Raw genomic sequence first — 20,035 nt, 5'->3', positions numbered from 1 at the left:
ATATTGTCTTCACGAGAACCTTCAAGCAACCCAAGTTTGATCAAGCCATCAACAATAACCTCAACGGCGGCTTCATGTGGATGATTCCAGTGATTATCTGGCTTCACTTGAGCAATCGCGGCTTCTTGGGCATCTAAAACAATTTGATAAATCTCTGTCTGCTCTTTGCTGAACTTTCCGTTTACGGGAAAAGTACGCGTAATATCCGATGCATAACAATCGAGTTCACAGCCAGCATCAATCAGAACTAAATCACCATCGTGGAGTTCTTCGTTATTATCAATATAATGCAGAATGCAGGCGTTATCTCCGCTTCCAACGATCGAAGAATAAGCAGGAAAGCGCGCTCCTTCACGTACAAATTGATGTAACAATTCAGCTTCTAAAGAGTATTCATACAAGCCAGCTTTACTCGTTCGCATGGCCTGCACATGAGCCTGCGCGCTAATTTGAGCCGCTCGTCGCATTGTCTCTATCTCGGCTTCACTCTTAAATAAACGCAATTCATGCAATGGATATTCAAGTGCAACAAATTCGCCAGGAGGATGCGCTCCGCTGCGAACCTTGCTGCGAATGGTATTCACCCATTCCATCATTTGCGCATCAAACTGAGCATCGCGACCTAAGGCGTAAAAGACCTTGTCTCGGCCTTCAATAAGCCCCGGCAAAATATCGTCGATATCACTGATCGGAAATGCATCGTCCACACCAAGCTCTTCCAACGCACGATCTGGCCCAAGAATTTTGCCATCCCACATTTCCTTTGTTGGATCTCTTTCACGGCAGAACAACACAGCTTCACCATGTTCTCGCCCGGGAATAAGAGCTAGCACAGCATCAGGTTCATTAAACCCAGTGAGGTAATAGAAATCACTATCTTGTCGAAACGGAAATTCTGCGTCATTGTTTCGAGTTAACAGCTTGGCTGAGGGCAATATCGCAATCGCGTTATCGCCCATGTGTTCAGCGAGCGCATTGCGGCGCTCGGCATATTCTGAAATAGGAATACTCATGAAGGCTATCTAATTACTAGTGCAAAGTCGGAGATGGTTCGTTTGTTTCTAGTGTGTCTGCTGGCGGTTCAGGCTCATTGAACTCAGCATATAAATTCAATACCCCGATACGGACGTATTCACACACCTCAAAAAAATCACGCTCGCTGGTTTCGGAGCTATCCAAACGTGCATCAAGCTGACTAATTTCTACCAAGTCACTCAGTATTTCTTTTAGATCTTGGTCAAGATTGGTTAAACCTTGCGCTTGCGCAACAGCGATTCCTTCCAAAAATCCAGAAACCCAAGCACCTAAAGATTCCCCACGCTCAGATAAAGAGTAGCTGTCATCAGGCATACATATCTGAAACTCGCTTGAATCGGCGTCTACTTTTTCCACTGTTTGATGGTAAAAATTACAAAGGTCCGATTGGACATTCGGTTGCTTATCTACGTTGAACTCTTCGATACCCATGTGCTCTAGACACAGGCCAAGCCAAATTTCGTCTTGAAGCTTACTCTTTCCGGCAAGCTGTCCCATAACAATCCCATGTAACTCACTCGGGTGGTTAATCGCACCGTTTAAGTTATAGACATTGGCGAGCCATTCAAAATCGCTCTCTAATTGCATCTCATCACTCATAGAGACTCCGTTGGTGCAAAAATTTTAAGGGAAATTATACGACTGATTCACCCCGTGGTGTTAGCCTTATTGACCCTAAGGCGGAGCCAAATTATAGTCGTAGTAATACGAAACACCGACTATCTTAGATGCTCTTTCATTTCGCTCTAGGTCATCACTAAGGAAAGCAGTCATGGACAACTCGTCTATCAGCCGATTCTCAGACAAAGTTGAGCAATTACTTGCCTACTGTCAGCGCCTTGAAGAAGACAATGCTCGCTTACAGCAGTCACAAGAAGAGCTTCATAACGAACGTACTCAACTACTACAAAAAAACGAACTCGCAAAATCTAAGATAGAAGGCATGATCGGTCGCCTACGTGCTTTGGAGCAAAATTAATGTCTGAGCAGAATACGCTTGAAGTAAAGATTCTGGACAAAGAGTATCTCGTCGCCTGCCCAGCAGACAAACAAAAAGAACTTCGTGAAGCTTCAGTGCAGCTCGACAGCAAAATGCGTGAAATACGTAATTCTGGAAAGATTTTTGGCAGTGAACGTATTGCCGTAATGGCTGCTTTGAATCTTACCTACGAGTTAATGCAAAGCTCTGAGAACACTTTTGGTGATCAAAAGAAATTATCAAAGCTTGAAGCACAAATGGATCGCATGCTCGGTGCGAAAGACGCTCGCTAGTTTCAACTTTAATTTTTTGTTTTTTTTAGTAATGCTGAATGCAAACAGTTAAGTAAATACATATACTTGCTATGTGTTCTGGAATGTTTGCCAGCTAGATAAGTCCTCGAGCCGATACTTAGTACCAGGCAAGTATGTTGTATGATGTGTGCAGGTCCCCATCGACGGGAAAGCCTAATTCATATCATGTGCTAGCCACCTTGAACCTTTTCGGTTCAAGGTCCTATCAGGCAGCGGCATTTCGGGCACACTACTTTAAATAACTCAATATAATGAGCGACACATCCTCTCTACTTTCACCTCATGAACAACGACGAAGAATTCGTCAAGAACGTCGTGCTTTGCCTGAAAGTAGTCGGCGGCGAAAAAGCCTCGCTATCACGAAGAAAATCATTGCTAATCCCAAATTTATTGCAGCCCAACACGTAGGCTTATATCTATCTGACAAAGGTGAAGTCGATACCCAGTTCCTCATTCAAGCGTGTTTTGCATTAAACAAAAAAGTCTATTTACCTGTGTTAGATCGCTTTCGTTCAAACGAAATGGTCTTCATCGAGTATCAAACTGACGACAAATTAGTCAGCAATAAATTTAATATGCCCGAACCAGCAATGAGTATTCGTAAGCGCATACCCGCGAGATGTTTATCACTCGTATTGTGCCCCTTAGTGGGGTTCGATAAAGACTGCGCGCGCTTGGGAATGGGGGGCGGATATTACGACCGCCATTTTGAGTTTAAAACAAAAAAGGGCGCATCATGGCGCCCTCCTTATCTGCTCGGTCTAGCGTTTGAGCTACAAAAACTGCCACACATCGAAACCCAAGCGTGGGATGTGCGGCTTGATAGTGTCACTACCGAGCTACATACCTATTTCGCGCGCAAGAACTGAAGATAGGCAGGATTATCACTCTCATCCCAATACGGAAAACCAATTTCATCTAGCATCGCTAAAAACGTTGGCTTCTCTTCTTCACTGACCTGCACCCCCATAAAGACACGACTATATGCCGCTCCGTGGTTGCGGTAATGAAACATTGAGATATTCCATTTGCTACCAAGCGAGGTCAAAAATTTCATCAAAGCGCCAGGGCGCTCAGGAAACTGAAAACGAAATACTTGCTCATTTTCGGCGTTAGATGGGCCACCGACCATATGTCGCACATGCAGTTTAGCGACTTCATTATCGGTTAAATCCATCACTGGATAACCTTGTTCCTCAAGCCCCTCAACAAGCTGTACCCGTTCGCCTTCAACCCCTGAAGTTTGCACACCAACAAAAATTTGAGCATCAGAGCCATCAGTATATCGGTAGTTAAACTCCGTAATATTCCGACGATGCAGTGCCTTAATAAACTTCTTATAGCTACCCGGTTTCTCAGGAAGAGTGACCGCTAAAATCGCTTCGCGCTTCTCGCCAATTTCAGTACGTTCTGAAATATATCGCATGCGATCGAAGTTCATGTTTGCGCCAGAGACAACCGTCAAAAGGTTCTCGCCCTCAACATTGGTCTGCTCTACATACTTTTTCAACCCAGCGACACCAATTGCACCAGCCGGTTCCGCAATGCCACGCGTGTCATCAAAAATATCTTTAATCGCTGCACATATTTCGTCGGTCGTCACCGTAATCACATCATCAACATGATCTTTACAGACATCCCAAGGAAGCTTGCCTATTTGTCGAACCGCGACACCATCGGCAAAAATGCCAACTTGATCTAACACGACACGCTTGCCCGACTTCATTGCCGCTTGCAAACATGCCGCATCTTCGGGCTCAACGCCAATCACTTTGATATCAGGGCGAAGGTACTTGATATACGCTGCCATGCCTGCGATTAAGCCGCCGCCACCGCACGGAATAAAAACCGCATGTGCCTTATCAGGATGCTGCTTTAACAACTCCATCGCAACCGTGCCTTGGCCAGCAATAACGTCCTCGTCGTCGTAAGGCGGAATATACACTAAACCTTTTTCAGCAACTTGCTCTTGAGCATAAGCAGAGGCTTCATCGAAGGTATCACCCACTAAAACAACTTTTGCACCTCTAGCTCGGACAGAACTCACTTTGATCTCAGGTGTTGTTTTAGGCATGACGATAGTCGCTTTAATGCCCAAAGTTTTAGCTGCCAGCGCTAAGCCCTGTGCATGATTTCCGGCAGACGCTGCAATCACACCTTTGGCCTTATCTTCGTCACTAAGCTGGCGAACTCGGTTATAAGCGCCGCGCAATTTAAAAGAGAATACTGGTTGTAAATCTTCTCGTTTTAAGTGCACTTGATTGCCCAAGCGCTGCGATAAACTGCGGGCATGAGTGAGCGGAGACTCAATCGCGACATCGTAAACGCGCGCATCCAAAATTTTCTTTATATATTTATTTAACATAACTCACTTACAAACCTAACCAAGCCCAGATTCTATGGGGCATAAAGATTCGTAATAGTAACTAAATTTGCGCGCTGAAACGAGTGGCTAAACAGGTATTCCTCTGCTATTAATACTTGTTGAACAGATATCAGATTAGCAGTAAACGATCTATCTATTCGTGTTTAGTGGAGTTTAATTTGCAAGGATGTGGCTGTGGCAAAACATAAGTCTAAACAGAAGATATTAGTCATTGATGATTCACCTGTTAGCTTAACCTTAATGGAATCAGCGCTTGAGGAATGCGGGGCTCGCGTGTTTCTGGCGAGTAATGCGCAAGAAGCTCGCTCTATTTTACACAGGCATGATATCGCGTTGATCTATCTAGACATCATGATGCCTGACATATTGGGCTATGACTTTGCTAAAGAAATTCACGCACGCCCTCGTTGTCGTTATGTCCCAATCATCTTTATCACCGCGCTAAAAAATGATGATGAAGATATCTTACGGAGTTATAAAAGCGGCGTTGTCGACATACTGAAGAAACCTGTCGAGCCCGAGATCATCAAATCTAAGACACGCGTATTTCTTCAGCTAGATAGCCAACGTCGCGTGATCGAAGAACAACAAAGAGACCTAAAAACAGCATTTAAACGCTTACAAGATTACGCGCAGCACGATCAATTAACCGGCTTATTTAATCGTGAGCAAATCACCAACATCCTTGCTCGACTCGTCTCAACAAGTAAGCGAAAGAGCCGCTCTATCGCCGTCATGTTTCTTGACCTTGACCACTTCAAGGTCGTCAACGATTCATACGGGCACTCTGTTGGAGACTTACTTTTGCGTAGTACCGCGCTGCGATTAAAAGGCTGTGTACGCGACATCGATTATGTGGCACGGCTTGGCGGCGATGAGTTTTGTATAGTGCTTACTGATGTAAATTCCAGTGCAGATACCAGTACTGTCGCGAACCGCATTATTGATGCATTGGCAGCACCACATTTTGTACAAAAACATGAAATTTTCGCGGCAGCAAGTATCGGTATCGCGATGTACGATGGCACACAAAATAGCGCGAACGTACTCTTGAAAAATGCCGATGCAGCGATGTACTTGGCGAAAAATAAAGGACGTAATCAATTCGCTTACTTTTCTCAAGAATTAGAAGAAGAAGCAATGATGCGCATTGAACTTGGTGCAAAACTCAAGCATGCCATCGAAAACAAACAACTGATGACATACTATCAGCCGCAATACGGCCCTGCCGGTAAAGAAATCATTGGGTTTGAAGCACTGCTTCGCTGGGAATTAGAAGGCACAATGATTAGCCCAATATTATTTATTTCTATCGCAGAAGAAAGTGGCTTAATCAATGACTTAGGTGTATGGGTCATGAATGATGCTTGTGCTCAATTAAAATATTGGCAAGAGCAATGCGGACTTGATCCTTCCGTTACCATCAGCGTCAACGTTTCAAGTCGTCAACTCGCCTATGACGGATTCATTTCTTCACTTGAATCAGCACTCGAAACGAGTCAAATTTCTCCCCAATGTCTCGAACTAGAGCTGACAGAAACAGCTGTTATGTCGGATCCAGAGCGTTGTGCAGACATATTTACACAACTCCAAAATCTAGGGATTAAAGTATCAGTCGACGACTTCGGTACAGGATATTCGTCTTTATCATACTTAAGCGCACTCCCCCTCGATGCATTGAAAATTGATCGAAGCTTTGTCAGCAATATTATTGATGACAAAAAAAATCAATCGATCACTAAGGCCATTATTGGTTTGTCGCACAGCCTCGGCCTCAAAGTTGTAGCAGAAGGTGTTGAAACTATAGCCCAGCAGCATTTTCTGATGGATAACGGCTGCGATGCGATGCAAGGCTTTTTACTGAGTAAGCCTTTGCCCGCAAAAGACATAGAAGCTTTGCTTTAATTCAGTTTTCATGCGCCCTATACTTCACCAAAATTTCATTGATTGGACTCTGACATGACGCAAGACGAATTAAAAAGTGCTGTCGCGCTTGAGGCATTAAACCTCATAAAAGATAAGCTCGATAGCGATAGCATTATCGGTATCGGAACAGGTTCAACTGCGAACTTTTTCATCGACCATCTCGCTAGCATTAAACATACATTTGATGGCACTGTTGCCAGCAGTGAAGCGAGTGCGGAACGTCTTAAGGCGCATGGAATCCCTGTCTATGAACTTAATGGCGTGCAATCACTCGACTTTTACATTGATGGTGCCGACGAATGTAACGACCGTTTAGAGTTAGTGAAAGGTGGCGGTGGCGCGCTCACGCGAGAGAAGATCGTGGCCGCTGTAGCGAAACAGTTTATCTGTATCGTTGACGACACAAAACAAGTTGACTTGCTTGGCCAATTCCCACTGCCTGTTGAAGTTATCCCAATGGCTCGCAGCTATGTTGCGCGTGAACTGGTCAAGTTAGGTGGCGATCCAGTTTGGCGAGAAGGATTTGTTACCGACAACGGCAACGTCATCCTTGATGTGCACAATATGAAAATCCAATCACCCATCGCTATTGAAGAAAAGATCAATCAATTAACGGGTGTCGTCACCAACGGTTTATTCGCTGTGCGTCCTGCAGATATCTTGCTTGTTGGTACCTCAGATGGCGTGAAGAAAGTGACTGTTTAACTTAAGCCAAATGCAAAAACCAAGGACGAAAGACACGAATATCTTTCCAAGGTCTTTCTACTTACACTAAGGAGTTGCCTAGACGCCTTGTATCTCTTGGTTTCACAGCAGATTGTACGTATAATCGCCGCCTAAATTTTTTAGCGCTTTTTTTAGGAATTTGAAATGAACTTTGACAATATCCCAGCAGGTAAAGACCTGCCAAATGACATCTACGTTGCGATTGAAATTCCTGCTAATGCAGATCCAATCAAATACGAAATCGACAAAGACATGGGCGCGGTTCTTGTTGACCGTTTCATGGCAACACCAATGTTCTACCCTGCAAACTATGGTTTTATCCCAAATACGCTTGCAGATGACGGTGACCCATTGGACGTATTGGTCATTACACCATATCCAGTAATGCCAGGTTCTATCATTCGTTGTCGTCCTGTTGGCATGCTAAATATGGAAGACGAAGCAGGTGGTGATGAGAAACTTGTTGCTGTTCCTCATGACAAGCTGAGCACTATTTACCAAGACGTTAAAGACGTTGACGACCTTCCACAATTGTTGAAAGACCAAATTCAACACTTCTTCGAGAACTATAAAGATCTTGAAAAAGGTAAGTGGGTAAAAGTGATCGGTTGGGAAAATGCAGACGCTGCACGCGCTTCAATCGAGAAATCAGTGGCAGCTTTCAAAAAGTAAGCAAACATTGATAATAGAAAGGGCCTACGGGCCCTTTTTTGTTTTTAAGTGCTAGGAAAATTAGATGACTCCCGCCATCCAACTTTTGAACAAGCTCAAAATTGCTCACACCGTTCACCCCTATGATCATGATCCGAATTTCGGCGCTTACGGAATGGAAGCCGCTGACAAACTTGGCCTAGCCCCTGAGATCGTATTTAAAACACTGGTGATCGAATTAGATAAAGGAAAGCTTGCCTGCGCTATTTTACCTGTCGACAAAACACTCAATCTTAAGAGCGCTGCGAAAGCACTTAAATCTAAAAAAGCCTCTATGGCCGATATTCAAAAAGCAGAGAGATCAACTGGCTATATCAAAGGTGGCGTCAGCCCATTTGCTCAAAAGAAACGACTGCCAACCCTTGTTGATGCTTCAGCTTCTGATCTAGAAACTATGTTGGTCAGCGGGGGTAAACGTGGCTTAGATATAGAAGTCGCACCACAAGATCTGATTCCTATCTGCCAAGCTATTTCGGCAAATATCGTGAATGAAGACTCGTGACTTATTGCGTAATTAAGTGAATAGTCAACGAAGCACAATTGTTTGTAAAAAAGAAAAGGGATTTAAAAGGAAGGATGTCCGTCCTTAATCAACTAAGGACGGAAGGTCTAACGGCTATTCGTTGCCGTCTCACGCGCTGCTTGCGCTGTTTTTGAACACGTCGTCTCATAAAATACCTCGACTATTTCCCGTGTTATTGAAGATAGGAGGCATTATTTACCTCCCAGACACTTTACGGAAACCATCATCTAGTGGATGAAATATATACCTCTAAAAAATCGATGGGACCCATCAAAGAAACTATGAGTATTAGAATCGATATAAGTTCCCTTGATCAGTAAGAAAGTAAACGCTGTTATCTGGTCCTTCAACCACATCTCGTATGCGCTCATTTAGTGACTCGAATAGGCGCTCTTCTGAAACAACATGGCCTACCCCATCTAAAGCTACATAATTGAGATGCCTTAGCTTTAACGCACCTGCATATAAGTCTCCCTTGTGCAGCATAAGGCTGCTTGGAGCAATGGAAGGGTCATAATATTTGATAGGCTGTTCCATGCCTTGTTTATGCGTGCCTTCTCCTACAGCTATTGGCCCCCAATACTCTTTTCCATAAGAGATCACAGGCCAGCCATAATTTTTAGCGCGCTCAACACGATTAATTTCATCACCACCACGCGGTCCATGTTCGATAATCCAGAGAATTCCACGATCTTGATCGAACACAATGCCCTGAGCGTTGCGATGCCCATACGACCATATTTCAGCTTGTGCGCCTGCTTGATCGACGAATGGATTGTCTGCAGGCACTCGACCATCAGCATGTAAACGAATCACTGTACCTGCATGATTCGACAAATCTTGCGCCCAATCTCGCTCTCCACGATCCCCTGAGGTGAGAAATAAATAGCCCTGATCATCAAATGCGATGCGGCTGCCAAAGTGGCGACCACCAGAAGAAATAGCATTGCTCACAAACAACTCTTCATGTTGCGTAATAGCGCCATCTGTCAACTGAAAACGGGCTAAAGCTGTTGAGGTGCCATTAGAATGTGCTTTGCTATAACTGGCATAAATCCACGGTTCCTCTGGATAGTCGGGATGGATAGCAAGATCTAACAATCCGCCCTGCCCGCCAAAGGCCACTGGCCAAACATTTCTAAGCGATGTTTGGCCTTTGTCTTTCAAAGAAAGCACTTTTATGGCCCCGGCCCGTTCTGAAACAAGCAGTGTTGTCTCATCTAAAAATTCCATTGACCAGGGTAATTCGAAGCCTTTCGCAATAAGTTCTATTCGCGACTCACTCGCAACAGACATTGGAATACAGCAACACGCGACCACCATACACATTAGATTGTGCAATTTTTTTGAACATTTCATTGCATAAGTTCCGGTCTTTCAGCCAAAAGATGGTTCATATACTAGAGCCATTCTCGGTTGGATTGAAAGCCGAAACCATCGAATAACAGTTCGAATAATAGTAAGGAGAAACATATGAACTACCTACGCCGTAACGAAGACAGAGGCCATGCAAATGTTGGCTGGCTAGACAGCAAACATAGCTTCTCTTTTGGGCACTACTATGACCCCGCACATATGGGCATTTCTGCTCTGCGGGTGATCAATGATGACACTGTGGCGCCAAACATGGGTTTTGATACTCATGGGCATCAAAACATGGAAATCATTTCGTATATTCTTGAAGGTGAAATCGCACATAAAGACAGCACAGGTAATGACTACACTATCCCTGCTGGCGAAGTTCAACGCATGAGCGCAGGTACTGGCGTTAAACATTCAGAATTCAATGCTTCGAATGATTCAGCACTGAAGTTTTTACAGATTTGGATTCAACCAAATGTGCAGAACATTGCGCCAGATTATGAGCAACGTGCAATTGAGCAACAAGGACAACTCACTGCGTTGGTCACGCCAGATCGCGAAGGAGATTCCTTATTCATAAATCAAAATGCGCGTATCTACCGTTTAAGATTGGAAGAAAACGAATCCATTGAGCTCGCAACACGAGGTGAAAACGCCTATCTTCATGTCATTAAAGGGCAAGCCAATATCCAAGGCACAAGCATCTCAGAACACGATGATCTTGAGCTTAATCATGCCGATGCATTAGGCGGATTACTTGAAGGAACGTCGACCATTCAAGTGAGTACGAGATCAACACCACTAGAGGCATTATGGTTTGACTTACCTTAAGTACATCAACGGACAGTCTCTATGACGAACTTAGTGCAAGACCCCATTTTTTGGCTGATCGCTATGATCGGCCTTGTTTTAACGGGTATTTCTAAATCCGGATTCGCTGGTGGAGCGGGTGTCGTAGCCGTTCCATTACTGAGTCTAAAAGTAGGGGTTCTAGAGGCAACCGCAATTACGCTGCCCTTACTTCTATTAATGGACGCCAAAACACTTCGTTATTACTGCTCACATATTAATTGGAACGAACTCAAACGACTGTTACCAGGTGCATTCATCGGGATACTGCTTGGAGGCTTATCAATGGGGAGTCTACCTGAGCGATGGCTGCTGATTGGTTTAGGCGTATTATCGATTGTGTTTGCTACCTGGGCATCCCTACAAACGATTTTCGCTAAATTAACCCGAGCTAGTTGGTTTTGGTCTACCACATCTGGTCTCACCAGCACCCTTGTGCATGCGGGCGGACCTCCCATCAATATTTATTTCATATCGCGACGATTGGAAAAATTGCCCTGGCTTGCTACTGCTGCGGCATTCTTTGCGATCATGAATGTCGTGAAACTCATCCCATACACGTTGAACGAGCAATGGAGCAAAGAGTCATTCATGATCAGCGCATTACTATTCCCGATTGCATTGTTCGGAGTTTGGCTTGGGAAAGGTATTCAGCAACGATTATCAGAACAAACATTTATGCAGGCTTGTCGTGCTTTGTTATTGCTTTCTGGTATCGGACTGATCGCTAAAGCAATCTGAATAGATTACTGGCTCTGCTGTTGCAGAAGCACTTGCATGGCCTCTTTTCCAAGAGGCTTCGACACATAGTAGCCCTGCACATAATCACAGCCTAACTCACGTAAAAGATCGAGCTGTGCTTCGTTTTCTGCACCTTCGGCAACTACTTTTAGATCAAGCGATGAACCTAGCACCACAATCGCCTTTGTAATGGCTTGCTGTTCTTTGGATAACTCAATGTTGGTGATGAACTCTCGATCAATCTTCAAGGTATCGACCGGTAAGTGGCGCAGATAACTCAAAGAAGAATAGCCCGTTCCAAAGTCATCAACCGATACTTTAATACCGATATCGCGCAAATCAGAAAGTCGTTCACTCACCCCCTGAATATCCTCTTTCAAAGCTGACTCAGTCAGTTCCAGCTCAAGATATTGAGGATCAAGGCCAGACTCGGCAATACTCTCAATAATAATGCTCTTCAAATGAGGCTCTAATAATTGACGAGGTGAAAGGTTAACCGACACGCTGAGATCGCCAAACCCTTGATCTTGCCACGCTTTAGTTTGCTGACAAGCCGCATATAAAACAAACGCACCTAAATCTGAAATCAGGCCGTTTTCTTCTGCGATCTCCACAAACTCTTGTGGAGAAACCAAGCCTCTCTCAGGATGTCGCCAGCGAATTAAGGCCTCATAAGACAGTATCAAACCTTCTTTCAAATCAAGCTTGGGTTGGTAATGCACTTCAAGTTCATCATTCATCAATGCCGAACGCAGCTCTTTTTCGATCTCTAATCGCTCTCGCGAGAAGGTCTTCAAGCTCTCATCAAACATTTGTATTTGGTTGCCGCCATGATATTTCGCTTTCTGCACGGCTAACGCACCGAAACGTCTAAGTGTCTCAATATCGTTAGTATGCTCAGGCAGCATGGCGATCCCGACACTGCAAGATAAGACCAGCTCATGCTCACCTAAACGATACGGTTTTTCCGTTAGGCTATGGAATAAACGCTCGGCAAACTTTCTGACTTGGAAAGTCGGGCTACAAGCCACAATACAGGCAAACTCATTACCACCAATTCGCGCTAATACATCAACCCGTTGAATGCTGTTACTTAAACGTTCTGCCACGAGCTGCAGCAATCGATCAGACGCTTCGTAACCAAAGCTATTATTCACATGCTTGAAGCGATCAATATCCAAGACAACCAAAGCGAAAGGTAAATCATCGGTTTGATAGCGCACTAAAGCGCGATGTAATTGATTCTGAAATTGCGTTCGATTGGCCAAACGGGTTAGAGAATCATAATTCAGTAAGTAATCGAGTTTCTCATCAACCTCTTTATGATCGCTCATGTTACTGATCAAGCCGGCATAGTATTTAATGCCTCCACGTTCATCTCGAATAACGTTGATCTGAGTCCATTGTGAAAAATAATCCCCGTGACGGCGGCGCTCCAATAACTCACCTTGCCACTGCCCCTTCTCATGCAAGGTCTCAAATACTTGTTTGTATACTTGAGTCGCTTGTGGTGTCTCACTCACATCTAACAAGGCTTGCCCCAAGATCGTGTCTAACTCATTGCCTGTGATCTTGGTATATGCGGTATTCACCGATAAAAAGCGCTGTTGATGATCTAAAACAAATACTCCTTCAGAGGTATGATCAAACACAGACTTAGCTAAACGGACTTCTTCGTTGCGCTGTACTTCGTGCTGAATATCTCGACGTGTGCCCATTATTCGACGCGCATGCCTATCATCGTCTAACTCTACGACACGACCAGACTCTTCCATCCAGTGCCAATCGCGCTCTTCACACACACGAAATTGAACTTGGTAATCAACCGTATTACCTTGCAAGGCATCATTCAGCGTATCGCGCAGTGTTTGATAATCATCAGGATGCACAATACGTTTAAGGCTCTCGATGACTTCTTGAGAGCTTAATTCTTTATCGCCAAATAACTCGTGAAAATTCGACTGATAATAGCGACCTTCGGCGATCTCCCAGTCGATTAAACCAAGATTTGAAGCCTCGATTGCCTGCGTCAAGCGCGTCTGGCTTTTGACCAAGGCATCACTCACCGATTTACGAAGTTCTACTTGTTGATTTAGCTGTAAGTTGGCTCGCTCAAGCTCGGCAGTCCGTTGCTTAATCTTTTGATCAAGCGCCTTTTCCGTATTCATCAAGGCATTATTGAGTCGATTTTTTTCATAACGTAATTGCGCTAATTCTTGGGCATTCGCCTTCTTGGTCGCAGAGCTGCGACGCTGAGGCCCTCTATCAACAACGCCTAAATGAATTCCCATCCCAATCAACAAAACATTTGCCATCGTCATTGTAGCTGCGGACAGTGAAGGCTCTGCTGTCAGCATGAGATAGTTCATAGATACCAAAATGGGAGCGCTTATCCCGAGCCAAAGGTGCAAGCCATAGGGTCGTCCAAGCAAGATATTTAAGAAGGCAAGCAACACGAATACTGTTACCGAATCTGAAGATAGATTTGGCGAGTTGAAGACGCCAAATGACCACACAATCGATATAACGACAGGAATAAACGGTTCAATGTGCGTAAACGCGTCAAAACGACCAGATTGAGAAAAAGAGACCGCTAGAGGAAAGCCCGCAAGCAAGACAAGAAGTACATTCGAAATCAATGAAACTGAAGAACTCGCGCTTGCCTCAAAATGCAATAACCAAACGAAAGCGCTGATCAACCACGCAGCATAAAATGCAACGCGTTCAAACATCGTTAATTGCGGCATAGACGCTAGGGTAAATTTTTGGCTGAGCTTCACGGAAAGAACAACTATATGCACGGTTATTATGGTTGATTCCATGGTACTAGAATTTAGTGGATGTGACTAAGCCCCTTGAATGATTCCTGATAGAAATTACAAAAGTCTTTCCTCGCTTTGTTTATGTTCTACGTGCACACATTTTCTTTGGCATAAAACACTGCGTTTTTTCATCAAACAGGCAAAACCGAAATCTAATGATCTGCGTAAGTTCATCCAGCATTCATCAATCAAGAATAGGAGAATATTATGATCGGATATGTAACTGTCGGCGTGACAGACATGGACAGAGCAAAAGCTTTTTACACAGATTTGTTCAGTGACTACGGCGCCAAAGTCTTAATGGATATGGGGCGCATTGCCTTCATCGGAAAATCAATGTCAGAACCAATGATTAGTGTCTGCATTCCGTTTAATGAACAAGACCCAGCTCCGGGCAATGGCGTGATGATGGCCTTTCCTGCCGGCTCAAAAGACAATGCAAAAGCACTTCACGAAAAAGCGATTTCACTTGGCGCTACTTGCGATGGCGAGCCAGGCCAGCGTGTTCCAGATGCATTCTATGGTGCATATGTAAAAGATCCAGATGGTAATAAAATGGCTTTTTACGAGTTCGGCTAAACCCATTCTGGCGATTGAATCTAGCATCTCGATCGGTGCTGGATTCACTTAAGCACAAACTTTTTCTGTACGACAAGCAACACACAACTCACCCCACTACTTTTTATTTTGCGCTCAAAAGCGTCGTTAAGCCCTGATATACTCTCGACCCTCTGAATAGTTAAAACAAAGTAGCACCCTAATGGACGTATCTCATTTACTTGATGGCTTAAACGACGCACAACGCGAAGCAGTCGCAGCCCCTATGCAAAACTTACTCGTATTGGCTGGAGCTGGAAGCGGAAAAACCCGTGTTCTTGTTCATCGTATTGCTTGGTTGATGCAAATCGAGGGCATTAGTCCTACATCTATTATGGCTGTTACCTTCACCAATAAAGCAGCCAAAGAGATGCGTGGGCGTATTGAAGATCTTCTAAACATTCCGAGCCGAGGCATGTGGTTTGGGACGTTTCACGGCATCGCTCATCGTTTTTTACGTGCCCATTTCAGAGAAGCCGAATTACCAGAGAATTTTCAGATTCTTGATTCCGATGACCAACTTCGCATCATCAAGCGTCTAATGCGTGATCGCGGCATCGATGAAGCGCGCATTCCGCCACGCCAAGTACAAGGTTTTATCAATAGCCGAAAAGACGAAGGGGTTCGGGCTAAACATTTAGCGCCTGCGAAAAATCCTTTCGACAAGCAAATACATGGTTTGTACCTCGATTATGAAGAGCAATGCCAACAGTCTGGTCTCGTCGATTTCGGTGAGCTACTGTTGCGTTCACATGAAATCTGGCTGAACCATCCGGCTCTTCTTTCGCATTATCAGGAGCGCTTTAGCTACTTACTAGTAGACGAGTTCCAAGATACCAACACCGTACAATATGCTTGGCTACGTGTACTCGCTGGAGACCGTATTCCGGTCATGGTGGTTGGCGATGATGATCAAAGTATCTATGGCTGGCGCGGCGCAAAAATTGAAAATATTCGCCAATACGAAAGCGATTTTGCTAATACGCATACCGTGCGCCTCGAACAAAACTATCGTTCAACGGGCAATATACTTAATGCTGCGAACGCCTTGATCTCTAACAACGGCAGTCGGCTAGGCAAACAACTTTGGACAGATGACAAAGATGGCGAACTCATCGACCTGTATGCAGGATTTAACGAACAAGACGAAGCCAATTATATTGCAGACCGCATTGCTGCTTGGGTAGAGCAAGGCAATCTTCGTCAAGATACTGCGATCTTATACCGCTCTAATGCGCAATCACGCATTCTCGAAGAATCCCTCATACGCGCCAATATCCCTTACCGTATTTATGGCGGCCTACGTTTCTATGATCGCCAAGAAATTCGCAATGCGATGGCATATTTGCGCTTATGTTATTACCAACACGACGATGCAGCCTTTGAACGTGTCGCGAATGTACCGCCACGAGGCTTAGGCGAAAAAGGCATGGGACTCGTTCGTGAACGAGCACGAGAAGCAGGGAGTTCTTTGTGGCAGTCATGCGCTTACCTCTTAGAGCAAGGCGCATTGAAAGGCAAAGCGAAAACCGGCTTGGCTGAATTTATGGATTTTATCGAGACACTCTCGACCCAAATCCACGAACTAAGCCTCAGCACCTTAACGGAAACCGCGGTAAAAGACTCAGGTTTGATGGACTACCACGCCTCCGAGAAAGGTGAAAAAGGACAGGCTCGTAAAGAAAACCTAGAAGAACTGATCGGCTCAACCCACGACTATGAGCCAGAAGATGATGAGCAACCCATCCTTGCTCAATTCATTGCCCAAGCCGCGCTTGATGCTGGCGAACAACAAGCAGCAGAACATGAAGACAGCGTGCAGTTAATGACTTTACACTCCGCGAAAGGACTGGAATTCCCATTGGTATTTATGGCCGGCATGGAAGAAAACCTGTTTCCACATAGTATGTCGATGGAGGAGCCAGGCAGGCTTGAGGAAGAACGCCGCTTAGCCTACGTTGGTGTTACTCGAGCACGAGAAAAGTTGGTGCTAACTTATGCAGAATCTCGACGTTTATATGGCGAAGAGAAGTTCAATCCAATCTCGAGATTTGTACGCGAAATTCCCTCAGAAAATATTCAAGAAGTGCGCCTACGCAATGCTGTATCGCGACCCGTTTCCTTCGGTGGAAATAATGCTGGCTTGTCTGATATTAGTCACCTTGAAGACGCACCTGAATTTCAGTTAGGAGACTTGGTCTCTCATCCAAAATTCGGTTATGGCACCGTTGTTCATTACGAAGGACGAGGCCCGCATGCGCGCATCCAAGTCATGTTTGAAGAGCATGGTAATAAATGGTTAGTGCTTTCCTACGCGAAACTTAGCAAGGTTTAAGGTGACAAATCCTTGTTAAGAGGCTGAAATCAGAATCTAACAATAAAAATCTAGGCGAGTAGATGAACGCGGAAGTTGAACTTTTAGAGCGCTCTCAAATACGTATTCAAGAACTTCAAAGAGAAGTCGCTGAACAAGAGCGTGCCAATCAAAGTAAAGCCAAAGAGTTGATGAAACGCGAGCAGCGTATTCAAGAACGTGAAGCGCTCATTAAACAACGCGAAGCCGTGCAGCAAGCCCAGCAACACGAACGTCGCGTAGCGAAACAACAACGCACCTCGTTAATCGCGCCGCTACTGTTAATCACATGCATTGGTGCGGGTTATCTTGCCTTTGAACAAATTAGCCAGCAGCGCGCATATTTTCAGCAAGTAAAGACAGCAGAGGCACACGTAGATAAACTCACACGTGTACTTAGTCTGACACAAGCACGCATGGTAGACAGTTCTTCTATGGTCAGCGCAAGCGCAAAAGAATTAGCCAGCACACATCAAAAGTTAGAGAATTTAGAAGCGGAACTCGCATCACTGAAAGCAGAGCCCGCGCGTGAGCCATCCGAAACACGCGCGCTGATTGATATTCTGATGCAAGATCAAGGTGCTAAACGAGAGATCGTCCAATCACCTTCGGCAGTTTTAAAGTAAGACAAACGATCATGCAGGCGACTTTCTCTTCCCTGCCAAAATTCAAAACTACTAGGGACTATTCGGTACCCGCCCCAAAATGATGGCAACGGAATATCTCCTTGACGGAATTTTTCAGCCGCCTCGTGGTATTTTTGCTCTAAGAAACTTCGTGACTCGATGACTTCACTTTGATCACTACACCACGCGCCAATCTGACTCCCTCGCGGGCGTGACGTGAAATACTTAAATGACTCGACGCTCGATATTTTCTCAACATGCCCTTCAATGCGCACTTGGCGATTTAGAGGAAGCCAAGGAAATAACATGGCGGCTTTGGAATTCTCTTTGATTTCTTTGGCTTTGCGGCTGTTGTAGTTCGTGAAAAATACAAAACCACGTTCATCGAAAAGCTTGAGAAGTACGGTTCGAACAGATGGCATTCCCTGCTCGGTTGCCGTCGCAAGACTGAAAGCGTTCGAATCTTGAATGCCTGCGTCTGTCGCCTGCTTAAACCAAATCTCAAACTGTTGAACGGGATCAATGTGTAAGCTTTCTCCATCAATCCCTTCACTCATGTACTCTCTACGGTAGTCACCAATATCCACAACGACTCCTCAGCCGGCTAATACTTCGATAAGGTGAATTACGCGTCAATAACCTTTAAAAATCAAGTTTTATGAGAGCTTACGGTCGATAAAATAGTCGGCAGATAACTTACCTGGACCATAGAAAAATAAGGTCAGAAGTACTGCGCCCCAGAAATAATGATCATTAATCCCTGCTGGGCTGATATCTGGGTAACTGATTGCAGCCACTGCATTCAAGATAAACAAACCTCCTGCAGCAAACCGCGTCCCCAATCCGAGAACAAGCAACACGGGAAACAATAGTTCAGCGCCCGTTGCCAAATAAGCAGCTGGCACAGCAGGAATCAGAGGTACCGCATATTCCCACGCAAATAAATCAAGTGTCGTGCTCCATGATGCGATTTTCGTCATCCCTGCAGCCCAAAATACTTGCGCCATCGCCAAACGAAATACGAGAGCTAAACCACTTTGCGCATGATTAACGAGAGAAATACCACTACGGATAAAAGAAGTTGCTGAGTGAAAAGCGCTCATTATAAAAATCCTTATGCTTAATTGTTTCGTTATAAACGCGTCAACGCGCCTTGTTTTAGAAGAAAGCTCCAAGCTTCACTGAGCTCTGCCGCTAAAGCTTCTTCTGAGTCATACATCTTCTGTTCTAGCCAAAGCTGCTCGAATGCTCTTTCGAACGCTTGTGTAGGAGAACATCCTTCATCGAACGCAGTAAGAAGCGCACAAACAGGCAGAGAAATTGATGTCACGCATACCTGATAGTCTTGTCGCCACACCATAACGATCTCTGCGGGAGCATCTAAGGAAAAACTAGCCCCATTATTTGAATCAACGCTAGCATTCTCCTGTTCGTTGAATTGCCACAAGCTATAGAGTGGAAAGTCCGACCGAATGATTGAGACACTTGGATGAAGACCAAGTTGTATATTGGCTTGATCAACACCAAGGACGTTCTGAAGATCAGCCGCAAAAACTGCCGATACATCACAGCTATGAAATGCTTGATGCCAAGACCAGTCGACACTAGCGACATCACTCACATATGGATAATCATGCAAGGGTTTGAAGCCTTCACAAAAGCATGGAAAGCCTTCCCCAAAATCATCCAAACTAGGCGTTTTGGATGGGTGATTTTTAATATATTGACGCGCTAAGGCATCAAAAAACTGATCACCAAGTGCTGCCAACACTCTCGGAAAAACCGCACGTAATGACGCAGTGAAATTACCGAGCATGCTGCCATGGTAAATATCAAAATGCTGTGTGGCTGACAGTTTATTTGAATCGCAAATCAAGGCTTCTACGTTTGCGATTTCGCCCTGATAGAGTCCATGAATAAACTTATCTTGTAATGCATTTAACGCATTACTTTCAGGTTTAGGCGACATAATCAGCCCGATCTTTGATGTGATGATTATGCTGTTCCCAATACTGTCTCGCTTTACTTAACTCTTTCAATAACACTGAGTATTCTGGGATGTCTGTATCCCATTCAATCAATGTA

20 protein-coding genes and 1 other RNA gene are annotated in these 20,035 nt (G+C 44.7%); 13 read left to right on the top strand and 8 right to left on the bottom strand.

The annotated features are described in order from the left end of the window. Together A3762_RS01205 and A3762_RS01200 are read right to left on the bottom strand one after the other, a co-directional pair. Nucleotides 1-1,013 (bottom strand): aminopeptidase P N-terminal domain-containing protein (locus A3762_RS01205; protein ID WP_068753721.1); only part of this gene is annotated, 1,013 nt, incomplete at its 3' end. A gap of 16 nt (nt 1,014-1,029) precedes the next feature. Continuing rightward, entirely contained in the window at nt 1,030-1,635 is a 606-nt protein-coding gene (locus A3762_RS01200) for a UPF0149 family protein (protein ID WP_068502980.1), read from the bottom strand. A gap of 172 nt (nt 1,636-1,807) precedes the next feature. Between A3762_RS01200 and A3762_RS01195 the strand changes: the two genes are divergently transcribed. The 4 genes from A3762_RS01195 (at nt 1,808) to A3762_RS01180 (ending at nt 3,197) form a co-directional block, all read left to right on the top strand. Next, nucleotides 1,808-2,014, top strand: coding sequence for a TIGR02449 family protein (locus A3762_RS01195; protein WP_068475982.1), 207 nt, complete (start codon nt 1,808-1,810; stop codon nt 2,012-2,014). Next, nucleotides 2,014-2,307, top strand: coding sequence for a cell division protein ZapA (locus tag A3762_RS01190; protein WP_068475983.1), 294 nt, complete (start codon nt 2,014-2,016; stop codon nt 2,305-2,307). The genes A3762_RS01195 and A3762_RS01190 overlap by 1 nt, the downstream gene beginning before the upstream one ends. Before the next feature lie 72 nt (nt 2,308-2,379). After that, nucleotides 2,380-2,558: non-coding RNA, 6S RNA (gene ssrS, locus A3762_RS01185), on the top strand. Nucleotides 2,559-2,579: 21 nt separating this feature from the next. Next, complete coding sequence (locus A3762_RS01180) at nt 2,580-3,197, top strand: 5-formyltetrahydrofolate cyclo-ligase (protein WP_068475984.1); 618 nt, start codon at nt 2,580-2,582, stop codon at nt 3,195-3,197. On the opposite strand, the gene ilvA is transcribed toward A3762_RS01180, so the two are convergent. Continuing rightward, nucleotides 3,176-4,693: a threonine ammonia-lyase, biosynthetic gene (gene ilvA, locus A3762_RS01175; protein WP_068475985.1), complete on the bottom strand. Its 1,518-nt coding sequence runs from the start codon at nt 4,691-4,693 to the stop codon at nt 3,176-3,178. The two genes, A3762_RS01180 and ilvA, sit on opposite strands and share 22 nt — an antisense overlap. A 195-nt stretch (nt 4,694-4,888) precedes the next feature. Here ilvA and A3762_RS01170 point away from each other — a divergent pair, with 195 nt between their 5' ends. The 4 genes from A3762_RS01170 (at nt 4,889) to ybaK (ending at nt 8,579) form a co-directional block, all read left to right on the top strand. Further along, nucleotides 4,889-6,619, top strand: coding sequence for a bifunctional diguanylate cyclase/phosphodiesterase (locus A3762_RS01170; protein WP_068475986.1), 1,731 nt, complete (start codon nt 4,889-4,891; stop codon nt 6,617-6,619). A gap of 54 nt (nt 6,620-6,673) precedes the next feature. Beyond that, nucleotides 6,674-7,345 carry a ribose-5-phosphate isomerase RpiA gene (gene rpiA, locus A3762_RS01165; protein ID WP_068475987.1) on the top strand — a complete coding sequence of 224 codons (672 nt, stop codon included), beginning with the start codon at nt 6,674-6,676 and terminating at the stop codon, nt 7,343-7,345. 165 nt (nt 7,346-7,510) lie between these two features. After that, nucleotides 7,511-8,038, top strand: coding sequence for an inorganic diphosphatase (ppa, locus tag A3762_RS01160; protein ID WP_068475988.1), 528 nt, complete (start codon nt 7,511-7,513; stop codon nt 8,036-8,038). Between the two features lie 64 nt (nt 8,039-8,102). After that, entirely contained in the window at nt 8,103-8,579 is a 477-nt protein-coding gene (ybaK, locus tag A3762_RS01155; protein ID WP_068475989.1) for a Cys-tRNA(Pro) deacylase, read from the top strand. A 309-nt stretch (nt 8,580-8,888) separates the two neighbouring features. On the opposite strand, the gene A3762_RS01150 is transcribed toward ybaK, so the two are convergent. Continuing rightward, nucleotides 8,889-9,959: a PQQ-dependent sugar dehydrogenase gene (locus A3762_RS01150; RefSeq protein WP_197468920.1), complete on the bottom strand. Its 1,071-nt coding sequence runs from the start codon at nt 9,957-9,959 to the stop codon at nt 8,889-8,891. 114 nt (nt 9,960-10,073) lie between these two features. On the opposite strand from A3762_RS01150, the gene A3762_RS01145 reads away from it, so the two are divergent. Both A3762_RS01145 and A3762_RS01140 read left to right on the top strand, forming a co-directional pair. Then, on the top strand, nt 10,074-10,793 hold the full coding sequence (locus A3762_RS01145) for a pirin family protein (RefSeq protein ID WP_068475990.1): 720 nt from the start codon (nt 10,074-10,076) through the stop codon (nt 10,791-10,793). A gap of 21 nt (nt 10,794-10,814) precedes the next feature. Further along, nucleotides 10,815-11,552 (top strand): sulfite exporter TauE/SafE family protein, encoded by a 738-nt coding sequence (locus tag A3762_RS01140; RefSeq protein ID WP_068753719.1) that lies wholly within the window; start codon nt 10,815-10,817, stop codon nt 11,550-11,552. Between the two features lie 5 nt (nt 11,553-11,557). Here A3762_RS01140 and A3762_RS01135 read toward each other — a convergent pair whose 3' ends face one another. After that, on the bottom strand, nt 11,558-14,353 hold the full coding sequence (locus tag A3762_RS01135; RefSeq protein WP_197468919.1) for an EAL domain-containing protein: 2,796 nt from the start codon (nt 14,351-14,353) through the stop codon (nt 11,558-11,560). Nucleotides 14,354-14,581: 228 nt separating this feature from the next. Between A3762_RS01135 and A3762_RS01130 the strand changes: the two genes are divergently transcribed. The 3 genes from A3762_RS01130 (at nt 14,582) to A3762_RS01120 (ending at nt 17,950) form a co-directional block, all read left to right on the top strand. Then, entirely contained in the window at nt 14,582-14,953 is a 372-nt protein-coding gene (locus tag A3762_RS01130) for a VOC family protein (RefSeq protein WP_068753717.1), read from the top strand. A gap of 181 nt (nt 14,954-15,134) precedes the next feature. Then, on the top strand, nt 15,135-17,306 hold the full coding sequence (uvrD, locus tag A3762_RS01125) for a DNA helicase II (protein WP_068753716.1): 2,172 nt from the start codon (nt 15,135-15,137) through the stop codon (nt 17,304-17,306). A 62-nt stretch (nt 17,307-17,368) separates the two neighbouring features. Then, nucleotides 17,369-17,950 (top strand): hypothetical protein, encoded by a 582-nt coding sequence (locus A3762_RS01120; protein WP_068753714.1) that lies wholly within the window; start codon nt 17,369-17,371, stop codon nt 17,948-17,950. Here the strand turns inward: A3762_RS01120 and pdxH are convergent. From pdxH to A3762_RS01105, 3 genes are all read right to left on the bottom strand, one after another. Then, complete coding sequence (pdxH, locus tag A3762_RS01115) at nt 17,899-18,537, bottom strand: pyridoxamine 5'-phosphate oxidase (RefSeq protein WP_068753712.1); 639 nt, start codon at nt 18,535-18,537, stop codon at nt 17,899-17,901. The genes A3762_RS01120 and pdxH overlap by 52 nt on opposite strands. A 69-nt stretch (nt 18,538-18,606) precedes the next feature. After that, entirely contained in the window at nt 18,607-19,053 is a 447-nt protein-coding gene (locus tag A3762_RS01110) for a DoxX family protein (protein WP_068475997.1), read from the bottom strand. A 29-nt stretch (nt 19,054-19,082) separates the two neighbouring features. Next, nucleotides 19,083-19,919: a DNA-binding domain-containing protein gene (locus tag A3762_RS01105; protein ID WP_068753711.1), complete on the bottom strand. Its 837-nt coding sequence runs from the start codon at nt 19,917-19,919 to the stop codon at nt 19,083-19,085. Between the last annotated feature and the right edge of the window lie 116 nt (nt 19,920-20,035).

The sequence above is a fragment of the Oleiphilus sp. HI0125 genome, from assembly GCF_001635355.1.
Note: the sequence above shows the minus strand (reverse complement) of the source record. Positions and strands in the feature narration are given on the sequence as shown.